A 20,522-nucleotide genomic window follows, 5' to 3' on the forward strand; every position below is an offset into this window, starting at 1 on the left:
AGCAAGGTGCCGCCGGCAGCCGGGTCCGCCTCAGGTACGCCCAGCCTGTCGCCGGCAGGGCGCGGCCCCAGGACGCGGCGGTCTCGGGTCGCGGCGGCTGCATGGGCAGGCACGGGCCTGGGGCCGGCCGTGCGTGCCCGCCGCCACGTCATCGGCAGCCAACGCGTCACCGCCACGTCATACGACGCCGCTAGCCTGCGCCCCTGCAATCGGCCGGAGGTCGGGGTGTCGGCACATCCAAAGCGCGCCTGGGCACGTCTGTTCACCGAGCATGGCCCGGTGCTGCGTGGCTTCTTCGTGCGCCGCGGGGCGAACGAGGACGCCGAAGACCTGGTCCAGGAAACCTATCTGCGCCTGCTGCGTGCGCATCAGCAGCCGGGCCAGGCCATCGCCAACCCGGAAGCGTATCTGTACACGGTGGCGGTCAATCTGGCGCGCGAGCAGGCGGTGCGGCGCAAGCAGGCGCCGCTGCGTATCGAGGACATGGAACGGTTCGCGCAACGGCTGGTGGCCGGTGACGATGTCGAAGACAGCGCCCAGCGGCAACAGCGCCAGCAACGCCTGCAGACCGTGCTGGCGGGACTGCCCGAACGCGTGCGCGCGGTGCTGGTGATGCAGTACCGCGATGGCCTGAGCTACAAGCAGATCGCCGAACGCCTGGGTGTGTCTTCGCACATGGTCAAGAAATACGTGGTGCGTGGCCTGTCGGCCTGTCGACAGGCCTTGGCCGACGAGGGAGCGCAATGGTGGTGAGCGTCGCGTCGCTGGCGGCGCGCCGCCTGACCGAGGAAGCGGCGCACTGGCATGCGCTGCAACGCATGCAGCCGCTGGATGCAGACCAGCAGGCGCGCTTCATGGATTGGCTGACCGCCTCGCCGGCGCATGTGCGCGAATACCTGGCAGTGACGCAGGTGGCCGGTGCGCTCGGTGAGGCGTTGGATGCGATGGCGCTGGATGTCGACACGCTGCTGCAGGCCGACCGCCAACACGACACCGGGACGGCGCGCAACGTGATCGCACTGCCGTTGCCGCCACGGCGCACCGTCGCTGCGAGGGGAACCGCTCGCCCGCAGTCGGCGGCACGCCGGCCGCACTGGCATGTCGGTCTGGCCGCCATGCTCGGTCTGCTGACGGTGCTCGGCAGCTGGGCCTGGCCGCGCACCTCGACCTATGCGACGGCGCATGGCGAACAACGCCGCGTGCAACTGGCCGACCGCAGCGTGGTGTTCCTCAATGCGGACACGCGCATCCAGGCCACCATGACGCCGTGGTCGCGCCGCCTGCAGTTGCTGCAGGGCCAGGCCAGCTTCGCTGTCGCAGCGGACCGGCGCCCGCTGCAGGTCCGGGCGCTGGACCTGCGCGTGGAAGACATCGGCACCGCGTTCGACATTGCGCTGCATGGGCAGCAGGCACGCATCGACGTGTCTGCCGGTCGCGTGCATGTCTGGCGCGCCGACCGCCCGGCGCAGCCGATGCTGGCCAATCTTGGCGCAGGACAAAGCGCGCGCATCGACGAGGCCGGCCAGGTCGCATTGAGCAATGAAGATGTCGCCACCATGCATGCATGGCAGCAGCAGCGCATCGTGTTCCGCGACGAACCGTTGCGCAACGTGGCCGAAGACTTCAATCGCCTCAATCGCATCCAGCTGCACATCGACGATGCGCGCGCCGGCGCAATGCGCCTGACCGGCAATCTGCGTAGCGACGACCTCGCCGGCCTGCGCGCGTTTCTCGCACGGCAGCCCGGTCTGCGGCTCGAACAACACGCCGATGCGCTGCACATCGTCGGCGGTGCACCACCGGCGACCACCGACCGGTAGCGCACGCGGCCGACGCGACCGACCCGCTGGCGCTGACGTGCGCGCAGAAATCGCACGGCAGGCACCACGGCATTGCCCGACGTGTGCTTGCCATTGGCCGGCACGCCGCGGTGTCGCACGGCCATGCCTGTTTGCATCGGGTGTTTGCGCCAACGCATCTGCGCAGCGAATGGCTGGCATCCGGATCGGCGCATTCGATCTAGGCGCACGCGTTGCGCTGCATGGTGCCGCGTAACGCAACGATCGACGCGATCGGCGATCGGAGGGGCAACGTGCTTTTTCCCGCGCACCACCGCTCTGCGCGTAGCCACGGCACGCGCACGCCATCGCCCTTGCACGTGTCACAGAAAATTCATCGAAAAACGGTGCCCGACTCGGCTCGTCGCACCTCGTAGAGGGGGTAGTCGCCGCAGCGATCCGCGTGGATCGGTGCGACGCCCCTCTCCCTCTGCCTGGAAGTAATGATGCGCTGCTGCCTGTTCCTGTCCGTTGCCCTCGCCCTGCATGCCGGCGCTGCCGGCGCCCAGACGCCACCCGTCGCAGTCGACGCCATTCCCGCACAACCGCTGGCGCGCGCGCTCAATACGCTGTCGCGCCAGACCGGCCTGCAGTTCGTCTATGCGGCCAGCGTTGGCGCCGAGCAACAGAGTCGCGGCACCAGCGCCGGCGCCGCGCCAGAGCAGGCCTTGCAGCAACTGCTGCAAGGCACCGGATTGCGCTATCGCTACCTGACGCCGACCACGGTGACCATCGAGCCGGCCGAGACGGTGAGCGATGCGCCCGCGGCAACGCCGCCTGCCGCAGCCACCACCGCCACCCCGGCCGCCGCCGGCGCACCGGTGCGCGAACTGGACAGCATCCAGGTGCTGGGCAGCTATGCCGGCAGTCTCAGTGCCGCGCTGCGCGAGAAGCGCTATGCCGACAGCGTGGTGGACGTGATCGCCGCCGAAGACATCGGCAAGCTGCCGGCGCAGAACGTGGCCGAAGCCCTGCAGCGCGTGCCAGGCGTGTCGATCGTGCGCGACCGCGGCGAAGGCGTGTACGTGCGCGTGCGCGGCCTGGGCCCCAACTTCCAGGTGACCACGCTCAACGGCCAGACCATGGCGGTCAACGAGAACGTGCGCACTTCCGGCCAGACCGGCCGCCAGTTTCGCTACGACACCTTGCCGGCGGAACTGGTCTCCGGCCTGGACGTGATCAAGAGCCCCACCGCCGATCTGGATGAAGGCGCCATCGGCGGCATCGTCAATGTGCGCACCTTCCGCCCGCTGGAATTGGGCAAGACCTTGCTCAACACCTCGCTGGAATCCAGCCAGGCGCAACGCACGCATGCCAACGACCCGCGCGTGTCCGGCCTGTTCAACTGGGTCAATACCGAGGGCACCTTCGGCATGCTGGTGTCCGGTGCGTATGCCCAGCGCAGCCTGCGCCAGGACCGCGTCAACGAAGTGAGCTGGGATTACTACCCCAACGGCGTGCCGGGTGCGCCGGGTGCGTCCTACCTGCCCACCGGCCTGCGCCCGACGCTGGAACTGGAACAGCGCGAGCGCACCGGCGTGGCCGCCTCGCTGCAATGGCGCCCCAGCGCCGCCTGGGAAACCAATCTGGACCTGCTGTATGCCAAGCAGACGGTGCACTACGACGAATACAGCCTGGGCGTGGGCTTCGACGGCGTTGCCAAGATGAGCAACCTGCAAGTGGACCACGGCGGCGTGACCGGCTTCGACTATCGCAATGGCCAGGTGCAGGTGTCGCGCGAAACCTCCGGCATCACCGACGACAACCGCAGCGCGCGCCTGTCCAGCACCTGGAATGGCGATCTGTGGACACTCGGTGCGGTGGCCTTCCATTCGCAGGCACACAGCTACGACTCCGACCCGATTCGCCGCACGCGCCTGCGCAGCGGGACCAACCTGTCGATGCGGGTGGAGATGCCGCAGGCCGACGACGACAACGTGCCCAACTGGAGCTTCACCAATGGCTTCGATCCGACCAATCCGGCCAGCGTCAGCGGACGACGGCTGGAATGGCGCGAGATCGATGCGCGCGACAAGGAAGACGCACTGCAGCTGGACGCCAAGCGCACGCTCGGCGATGGCTGGCTGCGCGACATCAAGTTCGGCGCCAAGTACCGCGAGCGCTCGCGCACCTACGACCGTGCCGACCTGCTGCTCAACCGCATCGCCGGCGTACGTTTTCCGGGCAGCTATTTCACCGCGCTGCCGGTGAGCGACATGCTGGTCGACGGCAAGGGCACACTGCCGCGGCAGTGGCTGGCGCCGATCGAGGCGCCGTTCTGGGGCGACTGGCCCACCGCCACCGACCTCAGCGGCACGCCCAATAGTGCCGACCTGCAGAATTCCTACGAGGTGCGCGAGAAGATCGGCTCGGCATATGCGATGACCGACTTCGGCGGCGCGCTGGCCGGGCGCGATCTGCGCGGCAATCTCGGCGTGCGCCTGGTGCGCACCGAGCAGACCACCGATGGCCATGCCGATCTCGACGGTGCCGCCCAGCCGGTGCATTTCGAGCGCAGCTATACCAACGCGTTGCCCTCGTTCAACGCCGCCTGGGACGTGCGCGAGGACATGGTGCTGCGGACCTCCGCGGCCAAGGTGATCACTCGCCCGGATCTCACCGACCTCTCGTCCAAGCTGACCTTCAACTCCAGTGGCGAAGTGCTGACCGCCAGCGGCGGCAACCCGGCGCTACGGCCGTTCGAGGCCTGGCAGTACGACCTGACCTTCGAGTGGTACATCGACGGCACCTCGGCGCTGACTGGCGGTGTGTTCTACAAGGACATCTCCAGCTTCATCCAGACCCAGCTGTCCTACCTGGACTACCAGGGCCAGACCTATCTGCTCTCGTCCAAGACCAACGGCAGCCAGGCCAGCGTCAAGGGCGTGGAGCTGGCCTACCAGCAGGTGTTCACCGGCCTGCCGGCGCCGCTGGACGGCCTGGGCATGCAGCTCAACTACACCTTCACCGACAGCCAGGCGACCTACCGCGACGGCACGCGCCGCTTCACCGACAGCCTGGAAGGCGTGGCCAGGAACACCTACAACGCCGTGCTGTTCTACGAGAAGGGCCCGCTGATGGCGCGCGCCAGCTACAGCTGGAGCGACAACATCGTCAACGCGGTGGGCACGGCCAATGTCGCCACGCTCAACAGCGATGCCTTCGGCAGCCTGGACGCGAACGTGGCCTGGAAGGTCAACGACACCCTGTCGGTGTTCGTCAACGCCATCAATCTCACCGGTCAGGTGCAGCGGCAATACGTCGGCGATCACCTGTTCGGCGGCTACACCGACTACGGCCGGACCTGGTCGCTGGGTCTGCGCGCGCGGTTCTAAGCGCGCCTGCATGCGCGGCTGACGGTCGTCGCCCTCGCGCGCGGCCGTCACTGTGCTGCGCCGTTCTTTTCGCCCCACCGTTTCATTCGCACTGGATTTGCCGATGCTTCTGCGTTTTTGCCGCCGCGCCACCGCCCTGCTCGGACTCGCGCTCGTACCGCTCTGCCCTGCACACGCCACCGATGCGGCGCCCGACACGCTGGAAAAGGTGGTGATCCTCAAACGCCATGGCGTGCGTGCGGCGATGTCCAGCCCCGAACAGCTGGGCCGCTATTCGCTGCATCCATGGCCGCATTTTGCCGTGCCGGCCGGTCACCTCACCGCCAACGGTGCGCATCTGGAGCGCCTGTTCGGCGACTACTACCACGCCCGCTACACCGCGCTTGGTCTGTTGATCGGCGACGGCTGCAGCCAGGCTTATTACTGGGCAAACCGCACCCAACGCACCATTGCCTCGGCGCAAGCGCTGGCCAGCACGTTGACGCCCGGCTGCGCCAACCCCGTCCATCACGTGCCGACCGGCACTTCCGATGTGCTGTTCGATGGCACCGCTGCGCTGCGTCAGCCCGAAGCGCGTGCGCGCATGCAGGCCGCCATCGCCGGCCGCATCGGCGGCGACGCCCACGCCTGGAACGCCGCACAGGCCGATGCGATCGACACGCTCGAACTTCTGCTGCTGCAATGCGCGCAACGTCCCTGCCCGCCGCAGGCTGCGCCCGGCAAGCTGCGGCTGACCACGGTGCCGGCCGGGCTGGATGATGCCGGCCCGTCGATTCCCGGTATCGATGGCCCGGCTACCGCCGCTTCAGGCATCACCGAAAGCCTGCTGATGGGCTGGGCCGATGGACAGGACTTCGCTGCGCTGGGCTGGCAAGGCCTGGACGAAACCACGCTGTTGCGCGTGTTCGCCCCGCACCAGGCCGAATTCGCCCTGCGTCTGCGCACGCCCACCGTCGCCCGCCTGGCCAGCACGCCACTAGCCGCACGCCTGCTGGCAACCCTGCAGCAAGGTAGCGATGCACACGCCGCGGCCGACGCCATCGGCGGCGATGCGCGTCTGGTGGTGGTGTCCGGCCACGACGGCACCCTGACCCTGCTGGCCGGCATGTTCGATCTGCATTGGCAGTTGCCCGGTTACCAACCGGACCAGACCGTGCCCGGTGGCGCGCTGGTGTTCGAGCGCTGGCGGCGTGCCGACGGTGAGCGCGTCATCCGCCTGCGCTACACCGCGCAGAGCCTGACGCAGCTGCGCGAACGCGTGCCATTGACGCTGCAGGCACCGCCGCCGAGCGCGGCCATCTTCATTCCCGGCTGCAGCACTGCTACGCCGGCGTACGACTGCCCATTGCCGCAGTTCGCCCGCATCGTCCAGGCCGCACTCGACCCGCTCGCCATGGACCACTGATCCCCTCCACGCGGCGCGCTGGGCCCAACGCGTCGCGTCCATCCGCTGTTACCCAACCGCACGAGGTCATCATGCTTCAGCATCTGCGTTCTCTGCTCAGCGTCGGAATCGGTGTGACCCTGGCCTGCGCCGGTGTCGCCCACGCCCAATCCAGCGTCGGCGTCCTCGACGTGCTCACCTACAACGTCGCTGGCCTGCCGGAGGGCATCTCCAGCAGCAACCCCGCCACCAATACGCCGCTGCTGGCACCGAAACTGGCGCCGTATGCGCTGGTTCACGTGCAGGAAGACTTCAACTACCACGCGGCGCTCTACGCCGGCGACAACCATCCCTACCGCACGCCCACCAGTGGCGGCGCCGCCATCGGCGATGGCCTCAACACGCTGAGCAACTATCCCTTCAACGACTTCACCCGGGTCACATGGGACAAGTGCAACGGCACCGACTGCCTCACGCCGAAGGGCTTCAGCTACATGCAGCTGCGGCTGGACAACGGCGTGCTGCTGGACGTTTACAACGCCCATCCAAATGCCGGTACCGAAACTGCCGACCTGGCCGCCCGCCGCGCCAACATCAGCCAGTTGTCGCAATTCATCGGCACCTGGTCGGCCGGCAACGCGGCGTTGGTGATGATGGACTCCAACACCCGCTACACCCGCAGCGAAGACAACATCCGCGAGCTGATCGCCAGCAACAACCTGATCGATCCGTGGGTGGAACTGATCAAGGGCACCGCCCCGGCCGCCGGCGCCGCGCCGCTGCTGTGCGGCACGCCGCCGACCAACACCTGCGAGGTGGTGGACAAGATCCTGTACCGCGCCGCGCCGCAGCTGACCCTGGCCGCCAATCGCTACCAGCTCGACCCAGGCAACTTCTACGACAGCGCCGGCAAGCCGCTGTCGGATCACTATCCGCTGTACACGCAGTTCGGCTGGGCGGTGGGCACCGACGTGCGCACCAGCGACAGCTTCGGCGGACCGCATGGCGTACCGTTCAACGACGTGGCCGGCGGCGCGCACCAGCGCCAGCTGCGCAGTGTCACCCTGCGCGGTGCCGAACGCCTGGATGCAGTGGCCGCCAGCCTGGACAACGGCGCCACGCTCGCTCACGGCGGCAGCGGCGGCACCGCCACCACCCTGGCCCTGCGCAGCGGCGAAACGCTGACCGCGGCCACCGTCACGCTCGGTCAGTACAACGGCCGCACCCGGCTGTTCTCGCTCAGCCTGACCACCAACCAGGGCCGCAGCATCGCCGCCGGCACCCCGACCAGCGAGCGCTACACCCTCACTGCTCCCACCGGCTGGCATATCGCCGGCTTCACCGGCCGCGCCGGCGATGCCATCGACAAGCTTGGGGTGATTTACCGGAAGAATTGAGCGAACGGGCGTACTGCTGCAACGGAGCGGCGTCGGTCTGGCGCCGCTTTTCTTGTCTGCGGCAATCACGACGAGGCTTCGGCCGGCATCCTCGCAGCGCGCGATGGCGTACTTCTGCAACGCTCCGCAATTGCGTACCGCCTAAAATCCCGTACTCCATGCGTGCACGGGCTTTCAACTTCGTGCAGTTCCGGCGCCACTTCCAAGATCAAACAGCACCGCAGATGCCGGCGCTTTCGGGACAGATCCGCGCTGACGCTCGGCAGTAGTTGCGCGGCAAGGTAACGGGTTTCAGCCGGTTGCGAAGATCGAGAATGGTGGTTCTGTCTGCAGCGGGCTCCAGGTCATCTCGCTAGGCAAGACGCTCTAGTGCGATCAGCCGCAGCGTTGCGGCGATGGACGATCGGGAACGGCATGACTGCGTATTGGCAAGAATCCAACGATGAACTCGATTGTCCATCCTTCGCGGGCTGAGTTGGCGATACTGTTGTGAGTACCAGCGCGCGCGGCTGCAAGCGCCAACTTTCTTGCGCATCACTTTGATCAACCACGAGCGACGCTCCGTGCGACGCCGCGCGCAAGGGCTTCCCTGCGCGCAGCAAGGCAGGCCATCGCGCTCAACGCTTTGCCGCCTCGCAGAGCTTGCGATTGAACCAGGTGGACCTGGCAATGGGCAGGTACGCATCCCAGTCGCTTGGCGGTAGCATCGTGCTGTCCTTGTCCATCTCCGCCTGGAACGAGGCCTCGTCGCGGCTGCGACCGGCCATGGTCTGGTCCAGTGCCGCCAGGCACTCTTGCGGACGGTTCAGGCGCAGCAGGGTGAGCGCGCGGTCGTTGGCGAAGCGGTCGCGATCGAGCCAGTTGAAAAACTCGCCGCACTCGCCCGCGAACGCCTGCATGCCGGCGAGTGCTTCGGCATAGCGCTTGCCGCGATAGTCGCGCAGGTACGCCTCACGTCGTCGGCTGCTGGCCGCGGAGGTGCAGCCGGCAGGCAACTTCAGATAGTCGCCTTCGAAGCTGGCGCGCATGCCGCAGTAGTCGCGGCAGCTGTCTTGCGTCAGTGCGGCGATGCTGAAGCCACCGGCCACCGGCTTGAACGCGAGCTTGCAAGGCGTGTCGCTGGCATCGCGCACTTCCGCCTTGTCGCCTTGCAGCGTGCCCTCCAGCGAACAGGTGTGGCCGTTGGCGCCCACGGCGAGAATCTCGAAGTGGCGCGCCCCACCCTTGTCGCTGACCTGCAGGCTGCCCCAACCTTGCTTGGTGCCGTATTCGCCGGGCGTCGGGCCGGCCGCCATCGCGCCGAACGCCGCCAGCCACACCAGCATCCCGCTCCATCCATATCGCCGTGCCATTGCTTCGTCCTGTGTTCGGTTAAGCGGCAAGTGTGCGGCATCGCGGCTACGCCAGGCCACTCAGGTGTAGGCCATCAAGCCCAGCAAATCCAGCGCGCCATGCGCCAGGATCGCCGGCCACAGCCGCCCGCGTCGGGCCACCCACCAGCCCAGGATCAGCCCGAACATCAAGATATTGATGGCGCCAATCGGACCCTGATACAGGTGATACGAGGCGCGGACCGCCACGCTGACATTCACCGCAACTGCAGGGCCATAGCGCGGCTCCAGCGCGCGGATCACGTAACCGCACACCAATACTTCCTCGAAGATCGGATTGATCAGCGAGATCGCCAGCACAGCCGCGATCGATAGCCGCCCGGCGACCATCGCATCGAATGGATTCGTGTTGCTCCCCGAGCTCCAGTTCAACAGCGTCAGTGGATAGGTGAGCAACAGACACACCGCCAGCAAGCCGAGTCCCGCCGCCAAGTCGCGTAGTTGCCACTGCAGCCCGACCGACTGCGGCCTCCATCCGCGGAACCACAGCACTGGCAGCAAGATCGCCAGAACGAGCAGTTCGTAGACCACCATGCCCCACAGGCTAGCGTCGGAGAAGACCGGCTCTATGGCATCGCGCGCCACCGCCGAAAGGCTGGACCAGATCAGCAGACCGAAGGCGATCGTTACCACGATCAGCAACTCGCACCATTTGGAAAAAGCCCCTTCACGTCCTTGCATCGATCTTCCTTGTCGTGCCTTGATTGCAGATGCGCGACTTGAACACCCTTGCTAGCGACAGGCCTGCACGACCGCTCGCTCAAGAGCATGCATGAAATCCGGATCGCCACGCATCGTAGTATCGGCGCGGGCGCTGTCGCGCACATGGGTGGCGCGCATACACGCCTCCGGGCTCGGCTGGCGCTCGTAGCTGATCAGGCGTAAGCCCAGGTTTGACTCCTGGCCCGTGGCAGACACCGTGTTCGGGCCAGCCTGCGTCGCCGCAACCGTTGCGGTCGGAGCCGGCCCGGCTTGCTTGTTCCAACGCTTCTGCTCGGCGCCGTCGGCGCACGGCGTGGACTGGTAAACGGTCCCCAGCTTTGCATCGCTGCACTTGTAGGCCGACTGCGCCGCTGCCGGTAACGACAACACGCACATCACCACCGCAAGACTTATTTTCATTTACGCCCCCCAAACGGCATAGCTTACCGATAGCGGAGAACGAAGGTTGTCTCTTGGAGCACGCGTTCTCTTCTTCAGTGACGAAGATGGATAAAGCGCGCCTGGCGGCTTGTTAGAGACCGGCTTGGACCGGCTTGGACCGCCATGAACCCGGCACATTGCCGATGACAGCGCCAAGCAGACGCACAGTGCTCGCTGACCGATGTCGCATGCAGCCCTTTTTTTTTGCGCCGGACACAACTCTGGCCGGCGATGGAAGTGCAAAGAACTGCAGTTTCCGCCGACGCGCAAGCACAGCGGCCATAGACGCATCTTTTTGCGGGCATTCAGCGGCTCGTCGGCATCTCAAGTCGCTGTTGTCGACCGATAGGTTAGCCTGGCCCGGTTACCCCGGCTTTGTGATACCAGTTACCTATTTTGCACTTTCGTTCGTTCCGGCACATTGCTGACAAATGGTTTTCAGAACGTCACAATGATTGGACAGTGATCTGATATGTCGTCGAGCGGGTTGATGCTTTTAGAAAAGTTGGCCACTGCGGGAGCAATATTAAGCACTTCAACATTGGTCGCAACATTGCTTCCGGAGATTGCATAATCGTACGTCTTGGAAACTCCAATCTTAGCGTTATGCGTGTCTCCATTAAAAGCAACATTGAAATAATTAAGATCGGAACCACTCTCTTGCATGGCGAGGATGAGACCTGCGGGCTCACAATTCAGATCTCCCATTAACACAAACGAGCCGTTGTGCAGCTGATGCAGTGCCTCGGCTACCCACCCAACTAAAAAGGCCGCCTTCCCGCTAGCATTGGCATGGTAAACATACAAACTTATCCCGTTCAAAGCCCCCAGACACGCAACATGACGCTTGCTTTGCTTCGTGAATTCACCTCCGCCTTTTTTCCAAGGCGAAGTCCCGAAAACGTCCCTGAAGCTTGGAGGATTAAAGCGCATCAATACACTTTCATCGAGGTCATCATCGATAGCTGCATAGCCAAGCTGAGCCTTGGTCCCCTTTGCGGTCCGCTTAGCAGTGACTACTTGCTTGTTGATGGCCACACCTCCAAGCTCAAGGTCGCTTGTAACTTCACATAGGACAGCAAATTCTGCGTTGTGCAGATGGAAAGCCTCAGCGACAACTTGCTCCATTATTTTTTGCTTGCTGCCTGGCGTTCCAGTACCAAGCCGCTGGACATTCCAGAATAGGATCCTCATTGCAGGCACCCTGTCTTTAAAAAATTCGACTGATAGCAAAGCCACCGCCTTCTGCCACTGGTGTCAATCATCACAGTTCTCCAATCCGATTAGGCGTCACCAAATCCCGAAAATCTGGGGAAACAAAGAATTCGACAAAATCGCATCGATCATTCGTTCCGTTTCACTACCGCGGCAAACCGAATCATCACTAGTTCCATCAGCGCATCGTCATGCTTGAAAATAATCCTGTAACGCTCCTGGACCGGGAGACGGGGTCAGATTCACTTCTAAACCGAACCTGATCCGATTTTTTATTAAATTGTTCCTAACGCTGTTCCCGAGCACGCTCGCGCTTGTTGCCGATGGCTTGGATCGTCGAGGAAGTGGCGGCGATGAAGAATGCAGCTTCGCAGTTCTGCAGTTCTTCGTTTTTGCCTGCACCGGTCTAGCTCGGAATTCATATGCTCTGCGCTCCTTTTAGTTCTTATCGGGCATTACGGAAATCTTGGCCGCGCACCCGACAATTCCAAAAGTTCAGTTCTTCCTCGCCTCAATGACAGACTTGTAATAGATGTTTTCGCGCAGCTGGGTATAGGCCCGAATTTCTTCCCCGTCGTTTGTCCAGACCGTCCTGTTGATGTGGGGTGGCTTCATGTTGATGGTCCGCCCATTCGTGTAGTGTGCGTCTACGTAGGGTTCCTCCCCATTTTTCAAGCCCTTGTGCCGGCGAGCGTAGAGGAATTCCCCCAACCACGATTGAGTCGGGAGCAGCGTCCGCAGGCGTTCGGTAGCGATCTGCGGGCACCTGAATGTCTTAGCGTAGATGTTCTGTCGATAGTCCTCCGCACCGTCGAAGCAGTCCACCAGGAAATTCCACATATAGGCTCGCTGTGGCCCGCCTTGTGCGAGAAACGTCCGGGCGACGTCCCCCCAATTTTGAGTAGCACCTCAGTTTGGAGTCCAATTCCCTACCCCAAGGAGATTGGACGTGAAGAAGCGTTTTTCTGAAGAACAGATCATCGGCTTCCTGCGCGAAGCTGATGCCGGTGTGGCGATCAAGGATCTGTGCCGGCGGCATGGCTTCAGCGAGGCCTCGTATTACCTGTGGCGCAGCAAGTTCGGCGGAATGAGCGTGCCCGACGCCAAGCGGCTCAAGGATCTTGAGGCCGAGAACGCGCGGCTAAAGAAGTTGCTGGCCGAGCAGTTGTTCGAGAACGACCTGATCAAGGATGCGTTGCGAAAAAAGTGGTGAGCGCACCGGCGCGTCGTGCGCTGGTGCGCGAGTGGATCGGGCGTGGTGCCAGCGAGCGTCGCGCCTTGGCGGCGATCGGCATGAGCGCCAGCGCGCTGCGCTATTGCCCACGCCAAGACCGCAATGGCGAACTGCGCGAGCGCATTCTTGCGTTGGCGCATCGCCATCGCCGCTACGGCGTGGGGATGATCTATCTCAAGCTGCGACAGGAAGAACGCCTGGTGAACTACAAGCGCGTGGAGCGGTTGTATCGCGAGCAGCAGCTACAAGTGCGGCGCCGCAAGCGCAAGAAGGTGCCGGTTGGCGAGCGTCAGCCGCTGCTGCGGCCAGCGCAGGCCAACCAGGTGTGGTCGATGGACTTCGTGTTCGACCGCTCCGCCGACGGCCGAGTGATCAAGTGTCTGGTGATCGTGGACGACGCAACGCACGAAGCGGTCGCCATCGAGGTGGAACGCGCGATCTCCGGGCACGGCGTTGCGCGCGTGCTGGATCGGTTGGCACACAGTCGCGGTTTACCGAAGGTGATCCGCACCGACAACGGCAAGGAGTTTTGCGGCAAAGCGATGGTCGTCTGGGCACATGCCCGTGGTGTGCAACTACGGCTAATCCAACCCGGCAAGCCAAATCAAAACGCCTATGTTGAATCGTTCAACGGCCGACTACGCGACGAATGCCTCAACGAGCACTGGTTCCCGACGTTGCTGCACGCGCGCACCGAGATCGAACGCTGGCGACGCGAATACAACGAGGACCGACCGAAGAAAGCAATTGGCGGCATGACGCCGTCCGCTTATGCCCAACATCTGGCAAACACCGATATCATCAACCCCGGACTCTAAACCCGACCGCTACTCAGGGCGGGGGGACGTCGCGGGTGGAACGGTACTGGACTGACTTGGCGTAGTAAACGGCCGCCACCTCGCCGAATCGCTGGACCAGCAGAAGCCACTGTATCGCGTGCGTGAACTCGCCATGGGCGCGGGTGAAAAGATCGCGAAACATGATCTTCGCCCCCACTACATCGTTGAAATCAGCAGGGCTAATCTGGCCATTGAGAATGACCACTTTCCTACTGAACCCGTAATAGGATGCATATTTTCCAAGCGCACAGGAGAAGGCGCCGAGACGGCGATAATTGACGCCATCGCGCTGTACCTCACGGAACTTTGCGTATTCCGTGCCCAGCTCAAAGGACAGGTCCTTGACCGCCGACGCAAGCGCTTCGTTGTCGGAAAGGAAACTGGCCATGCGCGCGAAGACGAGCATGTCCCTCATCCGCTGCGTCGCTTCGATCTGGACACCATCGACAACCTGGAAATTCTCATCCAGGAACAACACCATTTCCAATTCCGATGCATCACTGATCTTCATCGAAGTCCTCTCTTTGGATTCTGTCCGTGCGCGCCTGCGCCTGTCAGTGGAACAGGTACGAGAAGCCGTCTGGATTCGTGCTCATTCCTACGCCTCCGATGGATGCCTGGTGTGCAAGCCGCCCCAGGAATTCCCTCGACATCGCCGGCAACATCGAATTCGTCAAAATCGCATCGATCATCCGCCCACCCGATTCGCTTTCGGTGCACCGCGATACCACTAGCTCCACCACCGCATCGTCGTACTCGAACGGAATCCTGTAGCGCTCCTCGATGCGCTTCTTGATGCGGTTCAACTGCAGTCGCACGATCTGCCCGAGCATGTCGTTGCTCAGCGGGTAATACGGAATCGCCACCAGCCGCCCGAGCAATGCCGGCGGAAACACCTTCAACAACGGCTCGCGGATGGCCTTGGCCATGGCTTCCGGGTCGGGTATCAGCTCCGGGTCCTTGCACAGGCTGGCGATCAGGTCGGTGCCCGCGTTGCTGGTGAGGATGATCAAGGTATTGCGGAAGTCGATGCGGCGGCCTTCGCCGTCTTCCATCCAGCCCTTGTCGAAGACCTGGAAGAACAGTTCGTGCACGTCCGGGTGGGCTTTTTCCACTTCGTCCAGCAACACGACCGAGTACGGCTTGCGTCGCACCGCTTCGGTGAGCACGCCGCCTTCGCCGTAGCCCACATAGCCCGGCGGTGCGCCCTTGAGCGAGGAGACGGTGTGCGCTTCCTGGTACTCGCTCATGTTGATGGTGATCAGGTTTTGTTCGCCGCCGTACAAGGTTTCGGCCAGGGCGAGTGCGGTTTCGGTCTTGCCCACGCCGGAGGTGCCGGCCAGCAGGAACACGCCGATCGGTTTGTCCGGGTTGTCCAGACCGGCGCGGCTGGTCTGGATGCGCTTGGCGATCATTTCCATGGCGTGGTCCTGGCCGATCACGCGCTTGGCCAGCAGCTCGGGCAGGCGCAGCACGGTGTCGATCTCGTTGCGCGCCATGCGCCCGACCGGGATGCCGGTCCAGTCGGCGACCACGGCGGCGACCGCCTGGTAATCGACCGTGGGCAGGATCAGCGGCGATTCGCCCTGGAGTGCGGCCAGTTCGGCCTGTACCAGTTGCAGGCGTGCTAACAGCGTGTCGCGATCCACCTGCACCGGTGCCTCGAGCACGGCGAGATCGCCAGGCGCACGCTGTTCGGCCTCCGCTTCCAGCGCACTGCCGGTGCCTTCCACCGGCGCATTGGCGCCTCGCAGTTGCGCGCGTAGCGACAACAGCTCATCGACCAACGCCTTTTCGGCAACCCAGCGCTGTTCCAGCTCGTGCAGGCGGCCGTGCTCGCTTTGCAGCAGGCTGGCGCAAGCTGCAGCACGCTCATCCACCACGATGCCAATCGCACGCTCGCGTTCGATGATGGCGTGCTCGGTCTCCAGCGATTCGATGCGGCGGCGACTGTCGTCCACTTCCGCAGGCGTAGCGTGCAGGCTCACCGCCACGCGCGCGCAGGCGGTGTCGAGCAGGCTCACCGATTTGTCCGGCAGCTGCCGCGCCGGGATGTAGCGGTGACTGAGCTTGACCGCCGCTTCCAGCGCTTCGTCGAGGATCTGCACACGGTGGTGCTGTTCCATCATCAAAGCGACGCCGCGCATCATGCGCACTGCCTTGGCTTCGTCCGGCTCGTCCACCTGCACGGCCTGGAAGCGCCGCGTCAGCGCGGGGTCTTTTTCGATGTACTTCTTGTACTCGGCAAACGTGGTCGCCCCCACGGTGCGCAAGGTGCCACGCGCCAGTGCGGGCTTGAGCAGGTTGGCCGCATCGCCGGTACCGGCCGCGCCACCGGCGCCGACCAGGGTGTGGGTTTCGTCGACAAACAAAATGATCGGCTTGGGGCTGGCCTGCACTTCGTCGATGACTGCGCGCAGGCGTTGCTCGAATTCGCCCTTCATGCTGGCGCCGGCCTGCAGCAGGCCCACATCCAGCGTGCGCAGCTGCACGTCCTTCAACGCGGGTGGCACATCGCCGCGCGCGATGCGTTGCGCGAAGCCTTCCACCACCGCGGTCTTGCCGACACCGGTCTCGCCAACCAGGATCGGGTTGTTCTGGCGGCGGCGCATCAGGATATCGACCACCTGGCGGATCTCGTCGTCGCGGCCGATGATCGGGTCCAGCTTGCCCTCGCGTGCCTGTGCGGTGAGATCGGTGGTGAATTTCTTCAGTGCTTCCTGCTTTCCCAGTGCGGCCGGCGCGATGGCGCCGCTAGCCTCCCCAGGTGCAGCGGTCTGACCGAGTGAGAAACCATCGCTGGGCAGCAAACCATCTTCCGGCGAGCCGGCCACGATCTGCGCAAAGTCTTCGCTGAGTACCGCGGGCTTGAGCTTGTCGAACTCCTTGGAGATCGCCAGTAATGCATTACGCAAACCGCGCACGCTCAGAATGCCAACCACCAGATAGCCGGTGCGCACCTGCGCTTCACCAAAACTCAGTGAGGCATACACCCAACCGCGCTCCACCGCTTCTTCGACATTGGCCGACAGGTCGGTGACGGCAGTGGAACCGCGCGGCAAGGCGTCCAGGGCCGACGTGACATCACGCGCCAGCGTGGAGGGGTTGAGCTGAAAGTGTTTGATGATGCGGTGCAGGTCCGAGTCCTGCAGCTGCAGCAACTGATGCAGCCAATGCACCAGCTCCACATACGGGTTGCCGCGCAGCTTGCAGAACACGGTGGCGCTTTCGATGCCGCGGTAGGCCAGCGGATTGAGCTTGCCGAACAGGGCACTGCGGGAGATCTCGGCCATGGTGCGTCCTTCGAAGTCGGTACGTTACGTGTGAGCGAAAGGTAGAGCGGTGTGCGTCAGCCCGATGGGCGCAGCAGCACCTCGTCGGCGTCGGCAATGCTCCAGGCGCGACGGCCGAGCCAGGTATCCAGGCCCAGCCGGCTATTGCGCGCCAGGTGCGGCGTGGGGACCTCGTCGGCCTTGAGCAACAGCTGCAGTTCCCAGCCAAATTCGTCGCCCAGATAACTGCGCACCGCAGCGGTGAGTTGCCTGAGCGCCTGGCCGCCCGGAAGAAAGCGTTGAAACGCCAGGCGCGGCAGCGGCCCCAGGCAGATGCGCACGCGTTGCTGGGCGCCACGCACGTGTGCGCCCACCACGCTGTCCACGCCCAGCCGCGCGTTGCGCGGACCCAGACCAAGTTGCAGGTGCGCATCGGCCGGCAGGCGCATCCATTCGGCGATGAATTCCTGTACCTGCACCGGCCATTCGAACAACTGCTGCAGCAGTGCCCGCAAGCCTTCCGGCGTGCGCGTGGCGGTGCCAAGACGGCCGGCGTAGTAACGACGTGCATCGTCCGGCAACGCGTCGCGGTCGCGCAGATGCGGGCTGGCGATGCCGACCAGTGCATCCAGCCAGGCACGGAACTGGTCGCTCGCCGGGCGCTCGGCCTGCACGCTGGGCTGTGCCTGCGCCCAGGCGCGGTAGAACAGGCTCAGCATGCGGTGGTGGAACACATCGGCAAATGCGGCAAAGGTGCCGTCCTTGGCTTGCTGCGCACGCTCGATGGCGTATTCGGTCAGGTGCAAGGGCAATGGTGCATTGGGACCGAACAGGCCTAAAAACAGACCGTACAGCGCGGCAGGCTGATCGTGCGTTGCCGGTGTGTAGCGGTGCAGCGCATGGGGTGCGAATGCCAGTGATGGCGCATGCCGCAGCCGCAGCACATCGTCGCTGGCGCGCGTCGATTCACCCAGGCGTGGCTGCAGCGGATGGCAGCGCTCGATCGCGCGCAAGGCAGCGAACGGGCTGAAATCCTGTGGCCGGGTCTGCATCGCCTGGGCCAGCGCCGCAGCCGCGGCGCTCACAGGCGTGGGCGCGTGCCGGGCTGGGCTGGCCATCGGGCCACCTCGTTGCGTTCGGTGGTGCGCAGCACGGTTTCGGTGAAGGAATTCACCGAGACATAGCGCGCGAAGAAGTGCCGCAGCACCGAGGCCAGCAGGAAGGCGCCGGTGCCTTCGAAGGCGGCGTCCTCGCAGGTCAACGTGATCTCCAGGCCGCGGCCGAAGGTGATCGGGCCAGGCACCGGGATGCGCCGCACGATCGGTGTGCCGCTCACCTGCTTGACGCCTTCGATCTGCCGCTGCGCGGATGCGTCGAACGGGTCGCAGTACAAGGTGAGGATCTCGCGTAGCGCAGCGGCGCCGTCGGGGCCGTCTTCGAAGAGCGAGAGATAATTGAGCTGCAATTGGCTGAGCAGGCGCCACGCAGTCTGCCCATCCGACAACGCCGGGCGCGGCTTGGTCGGCCCGGCCACGCAGCGCACGCTCTGGACCGGCACGCCGCTGTCCATGGTGAAATCGGTGGTGCCCTTGCCTACCGGCATATGCAGCGGCAGATCGCGGTTGCTGCACCACAGTTGCAGCCCAAGCTGGCGCAGGCGCGTGCTGTGCGGCTGATCGTCGGCATCGACCAGGCTGACGAACACTTCGCTGCCTACATAACTCGACCGCGCGCCATCGCGGCGCTGGCGGGCCGATAGCATGCGCGGTTCGCGGCGCATGCTGTAGAACGCGCCATGCCGCGCATGCCAGGTGCGTGCGTCGCCACCATAGAACGGCGCGAAGCGTTGCTCCGGCTCCTGACGATCGCCGAAGCCTTCCACTTCGCCCAAATGATGGATCTCGAAATCCATCGGCCGGGTGCGGTCGGCCAGCACGTGGTATTCGTGCAGGCCGGCGTGCAGATGGATGCGATCGGCACGCCGTGGGAACAGATTGATTGCCGGGGTGCAGAACAATTTGAAATGCTCGGCGCCCACTGCCGCAGCCAGGCTGGGCAGGCTGCGTTGCAGCAACACCACCACCTCGAAGCTGCTGCCGTGCAACCGCCGCAATGGCGCGCGTAGCCCGGTGAGTTCTGCGAACAGAAAGCGCTCCGGACAGGCGAAGTATTCCTGCAGCAGACGGTAGCCACTGAATGAACGGCCGTCGTAGGGAATCAATGCATCGTCGTCGGCAAAGCCGCGCATCTGCACGGCATCGGCGCCCAGCGTCATCTCCAGCGTGCCACCGCTGGCATCGCTGCCACGCACCACCATGGCGGTGGTATCGGCATGCAGCTGCTCGTACAACCGCTTGGGCAAGCCGTCGGCGCCGGCCAGGAATAGCGGCAGCCGATCCAGCGCCAGCGCGTGCGTCTGCGCGCCACCCACCAGCTCAAAGCGCAGCCGCACGCCGGCACGCACCACGCGCCCGGGCGGCAAGGCGATGCCGGCAGCCGCCACTGCGGCCGGCGATTCAAGATACTTGGCCTCGGCCAGCTGCAACGGCCACAAGCTCACTGCATGCGCGGTGCGAAATTCGCAGGCGGTGCGCTCGCCCGGGCCGACCAGGCTGCGCAGCGCGCTTTGCCGCGGCACCACCACGCCTGCTGCCAGCCCGCTGTCTTTCAGATCCGGCTGCAACTGCACCACCGCCATCGACGGCAACGGTGCCAGATAATGCGGGTAGACCATCTCCAGCAGGTGCTGGGTGAACACCGGGTATTGCGCGTCCAGCTTGAGTTGCACGCGCGCGGCCAGGAACGCGAAGCCTTCCAGCAACCGCTCGACATACGGGTCGGCACATTCGAACGCGTCCAGACCGAGCCGTCCGGCGATCTTGGGATACTCGCGCGCGAACTCGGCGCCCATGTCGCGCACGTGCTGCAATTCGCGGGTGTAGTACGGCAGCAGGCGCGGGTCCATGGCGTCAGCCGTGCCCTTCGACGACATCGAGCCGCCCGGTTTCCAGGTCCAGCGCGGTCTTCAGATACAGATTCAACGGCAGCGGTTGCGCCCACATCTCCGATTCGATGGTGAACAGCAGCGAGCGCCGGTCCATGCGTGCGGCATCGGCATGCACACTGACGCGCAGCGTCTCGGGTATCAGCCGCGGTTCGAAGGCCAGAATCGCCTCGCGGATGCGCTGTTGCAGCGCTGCCGCATCGATGCCGGCCACTGCAACACCGGCCAGGTCCGGGATGCCGTAATTCAGCACCGAGCTGCGCACCTGCGGGTGCGCTTCCAGCGGGCGGCTGGTTTCCAGATTTACGGCATTGAGCAACCACGACAGATCGCGGATCACGCATTCGCGCAGGCGCGTGGCCGAGATCACGCGTTGCTCGCGGCTCTCTTCGCGCTGGCTGGGCGCGGCATCGGTGAGCCGGTCCAGTAGCGAAGGCTGCAAGCGTTCGGTAGTGGTGAGTTCGGCCATT

Annotated in this window: 16 protein-coding genes and 1 pseudogene; 6 read left to right on the forward strand and 11 right to left on the reverse strand. The window is 64.5% G+C overall.

Going from position 1 to position 20,522, the window contains the following annotated elements; genetic code table 11:
• The first annotated feature begins 225 nt into the window (after window positions 1-225).
• The 5 genes from ACCQ15_RS20355 (at window position 226) to ACCQ15_RS20375 (ending at window position 7,954) form a co-directional block, all read left to right on the forward strand.
• Window positions 226-753: an RNA polymerase sigma factor gene (locus tag ACCQ15_RS20355; RefSeq protein WP_011349002.1), complete on the forward strand. Its 528-nt coding sequence runs from the start codon at window positions 226-228 to the stop codon at window positions 751-753.
• Window positions 744-1,820, forward strand: a complete 1,077-nt coding sequence (locus ACCQ15_RS20360) for a FecR family protein (protein WP_136732974.1) — start codon at window positions 744-746, stop codon at window positions 1,818-1,820. Before ACCQ15_RS20355 ends, ACCQ15_RS20360 begins: the two co-directional genes overlap by 10 nt.
• A gap of 461 nt (window positions 1,821-2,281) precedes the next feature.
• A complete protein-coding gene (locus ACCQ15_RS20365) occupies window positions 2,282-5,173 on the forward strand; it encodes a TonB-dependent receptor (protein ID WP_372380999.1) in 2,892 nt (963 codons plus the stop codon).
• Between the two features lie 103 nt (window positions 5,174-5,276).
• Window positions 5,277-6,578 (forward strand): histidine-type phosphatase, encoded by a 1,302-nt coding sequence (locus ACCQ15_RS20370; protein ID WP_372381000.1) that lies wholly within the window; start codon window positions 5,277-5,279, stop codon window positions 6,576-6,578.
• A 71-nt stretch (window positions 6,579-6,649) separates the two neighbouring features.
• The gene (locus ACCQ15_RS20375) at window positions 6,650-7,954 is read left to right on the forward strand and encodes a jacalin-like lectin (protein ID WP_372381001.1); all 1,305 of its coding nucleotides are present in this window, start codon (window positions 6,650-6,652) and stop codon (window positions 7,952-7,954) included.
• Between the two features lie 617 nt (window positions 7,955-8,571).
• On the opposite strand, the gene ACCQ15_RS20380 is transcribed toward ACCQ15_RS20375, so the two are convergent.
• From ACCQ15_RS20380 to ACCQ15_RS20405, 6 genes and pseudogenes are all read right to left on the reverse strand, one after another.
• Complete coding sequence (locus tag ACCQ15_RS20380) at window positions 8,572-9,306, reverse strand: hypothetical protein (RefSeq protein ID WP_082429883.1); 735 nt, start codon at window positions 9,304-9,306, stop codon at window positions 8,572-8,574.
• Window positions 9,307-9,366: 60 nt separating this feature from the next.
• Window positions 9,367-10,026 (reverse strand): CPBP family intramembrane glutamic endopeptidase, encoded by a 660-nt coding sequence (locus ACCQ15_RS20385; protein WP_031424830.1) that lies wholly within the window; start codon window positions 10,024-10,026, stop codon window positions 9,367-9,369.
• A gap of 51 nt (window positions 10,027-10,077) precedes the next feature.
• The gene (locus tag ACCQ15_RS20390) at window positions 10,078-10,467 is read right to left on the reverse strand and encodes a DUF4124 domain-containing protein (protein ID WP_372363602.1); all 390 of its coding nucleotides are present in this window, start codon (window positions 10,465-10,467) and stop codon (window positions 10,078-10,080) included.
• A gap of 459 nt (window positions 10,468-10,926) precedes the next feature.
• Window positions 10,927-11,616, reverse strand: a complete 690-nt coding sequence (locus tag ACCQ15_RS20395) for a hypothetical protein (RefSeq protein ID WP_031424834.1) — start codon at window positions 11,614-11,616, stop codon at window positions 10,927-10,929.
• Window positions 11,617-11,992: 376 nt separating this feature from the next.
• Window positions 11,993-12,109 (reverse strand): annotated as a pseudogene (locus ACCQ15_RS20400) (IS5/IS1182 family transposase); the annotation flags it as partial.
• Between the two features lie 89 nt (window positions 12,110-12,198).
• The gene (locus ACCQ15_RS20405) at window positions 12,199-12,543 is read right to left on the reverse strand and encodes a hypothetical protein (protein ID WP_372381002.1); all 345 of its coding nucleotides are present in this window, start codon (window positions 12,541-12,543) and stop codon (window positions 12,199-12,201) included.
• Between the two features lie 109 nt (window positions 12,544-12,652).
• On the opposite strand from ACCQ15_RS20405, the gene ACCQ15_RS20410 reads away from it, so the two are divergent.
• Window positions 12,653-13,755, forward strand: a protein-coding gene (locus ACCQ15_RS20410; RefSeq protein ID WP_506187867.1) for an IS3 family transposase whose coding sequence is annotated in 2 segments (ribosomal slippage) — window positions 12,653-12,911 and window positions 12,911-13,755 — 1,104 coding nt in all. Because the reading frame shifts where the segments join, the coding sequence is not laid out codon by codon here.
• 13 nt (window positions 13,756-13,768) lie between these two features.
• Here ACCQ15_RS20410 and ACCQ15_RS20415 read toward each other — a convergent pair.
• The 5 genes from ACCQ15_RS20415 to tssE are packed head-to-tail and all read right to left on the reverse strand — an operon-like array spanning window position 13,769 to window position 20,521.
• Window positions 13,769-14,287 carry a LirA/MavJ family T4SS effector gene (locus ACCQ15_RS20415; protein ID WP_372381003.1) on the reverse strand — a complete coding sequence of 173 codons (519 nt, stop codon included), beginning with the start codon at window positions 14,285-14,287 and terminating at the stop codon, window positions 13,769-13,771.
• A gap of 43 nt (window positions 14,288-14,330) precedes the next feature.
• Window positions 14,331-17,069, reverse strand: coding sequence for a type VI secretion system ATPase TssH (gene tssH / locus ACCQ15_RS20420; RefSeq protein ID WP_372381004.1), 2,739 nt, complete (start codon window positions 17,067-17,069; stop codon window positions 14,331-14,333).
• 56 nt (window positions 17,070-17,125) lie between these two features.
• Entirely contained in the window at window positions 17,126-18,166 is a 1,041-nt protein-coding gene (gene tssG, locus ACCQ15_RS20425) for a type VI secretion system baseplate subunit TssG (RefSeq protein ID WP_372381005.1), read from the reverse strand.
• Window positions 18,130-20,013: a type VI secretion system baseplate subunit TssF gene (gene tssF / locus ACCQ15_RS20430; RefSeq protein ID WP_372381007.1), complete on the reverse strand. Its 1,884-nt coding sequence runs from the start codon at window positions 20,011-20,013 to the stop codon at window positions 18,130-18,132. The genes tssG and tssF overlap by 37 nt, the downstream gene beginning before the upstream one ends.
• Window positions 20,014-20,017: 4 nt before the next feature.
• Entirely contained in the window at window positions 20,018-20,521 is a 504-nt protein-coding gene (gene tssE / locus ACCQ15_RS20435) for a type VI secretion system baseplate subunit TssE (RefSeq protein ID WP_008572544.1), read from the reverse strand.
• Window position 20,522: the final 1 nt, after the last annotated feature.

It is taken from the genome of Xanthomonas sp. NCPPB 1754 (genome assembly GCF_041475725.2).
Lineage (GTDB): Bacteria > Pseudomonadota > Gammaproteobacteria > Xanthomonadales > Xanthomonadaceae > Xanthomonas > Xanthomonas euvesicatoria.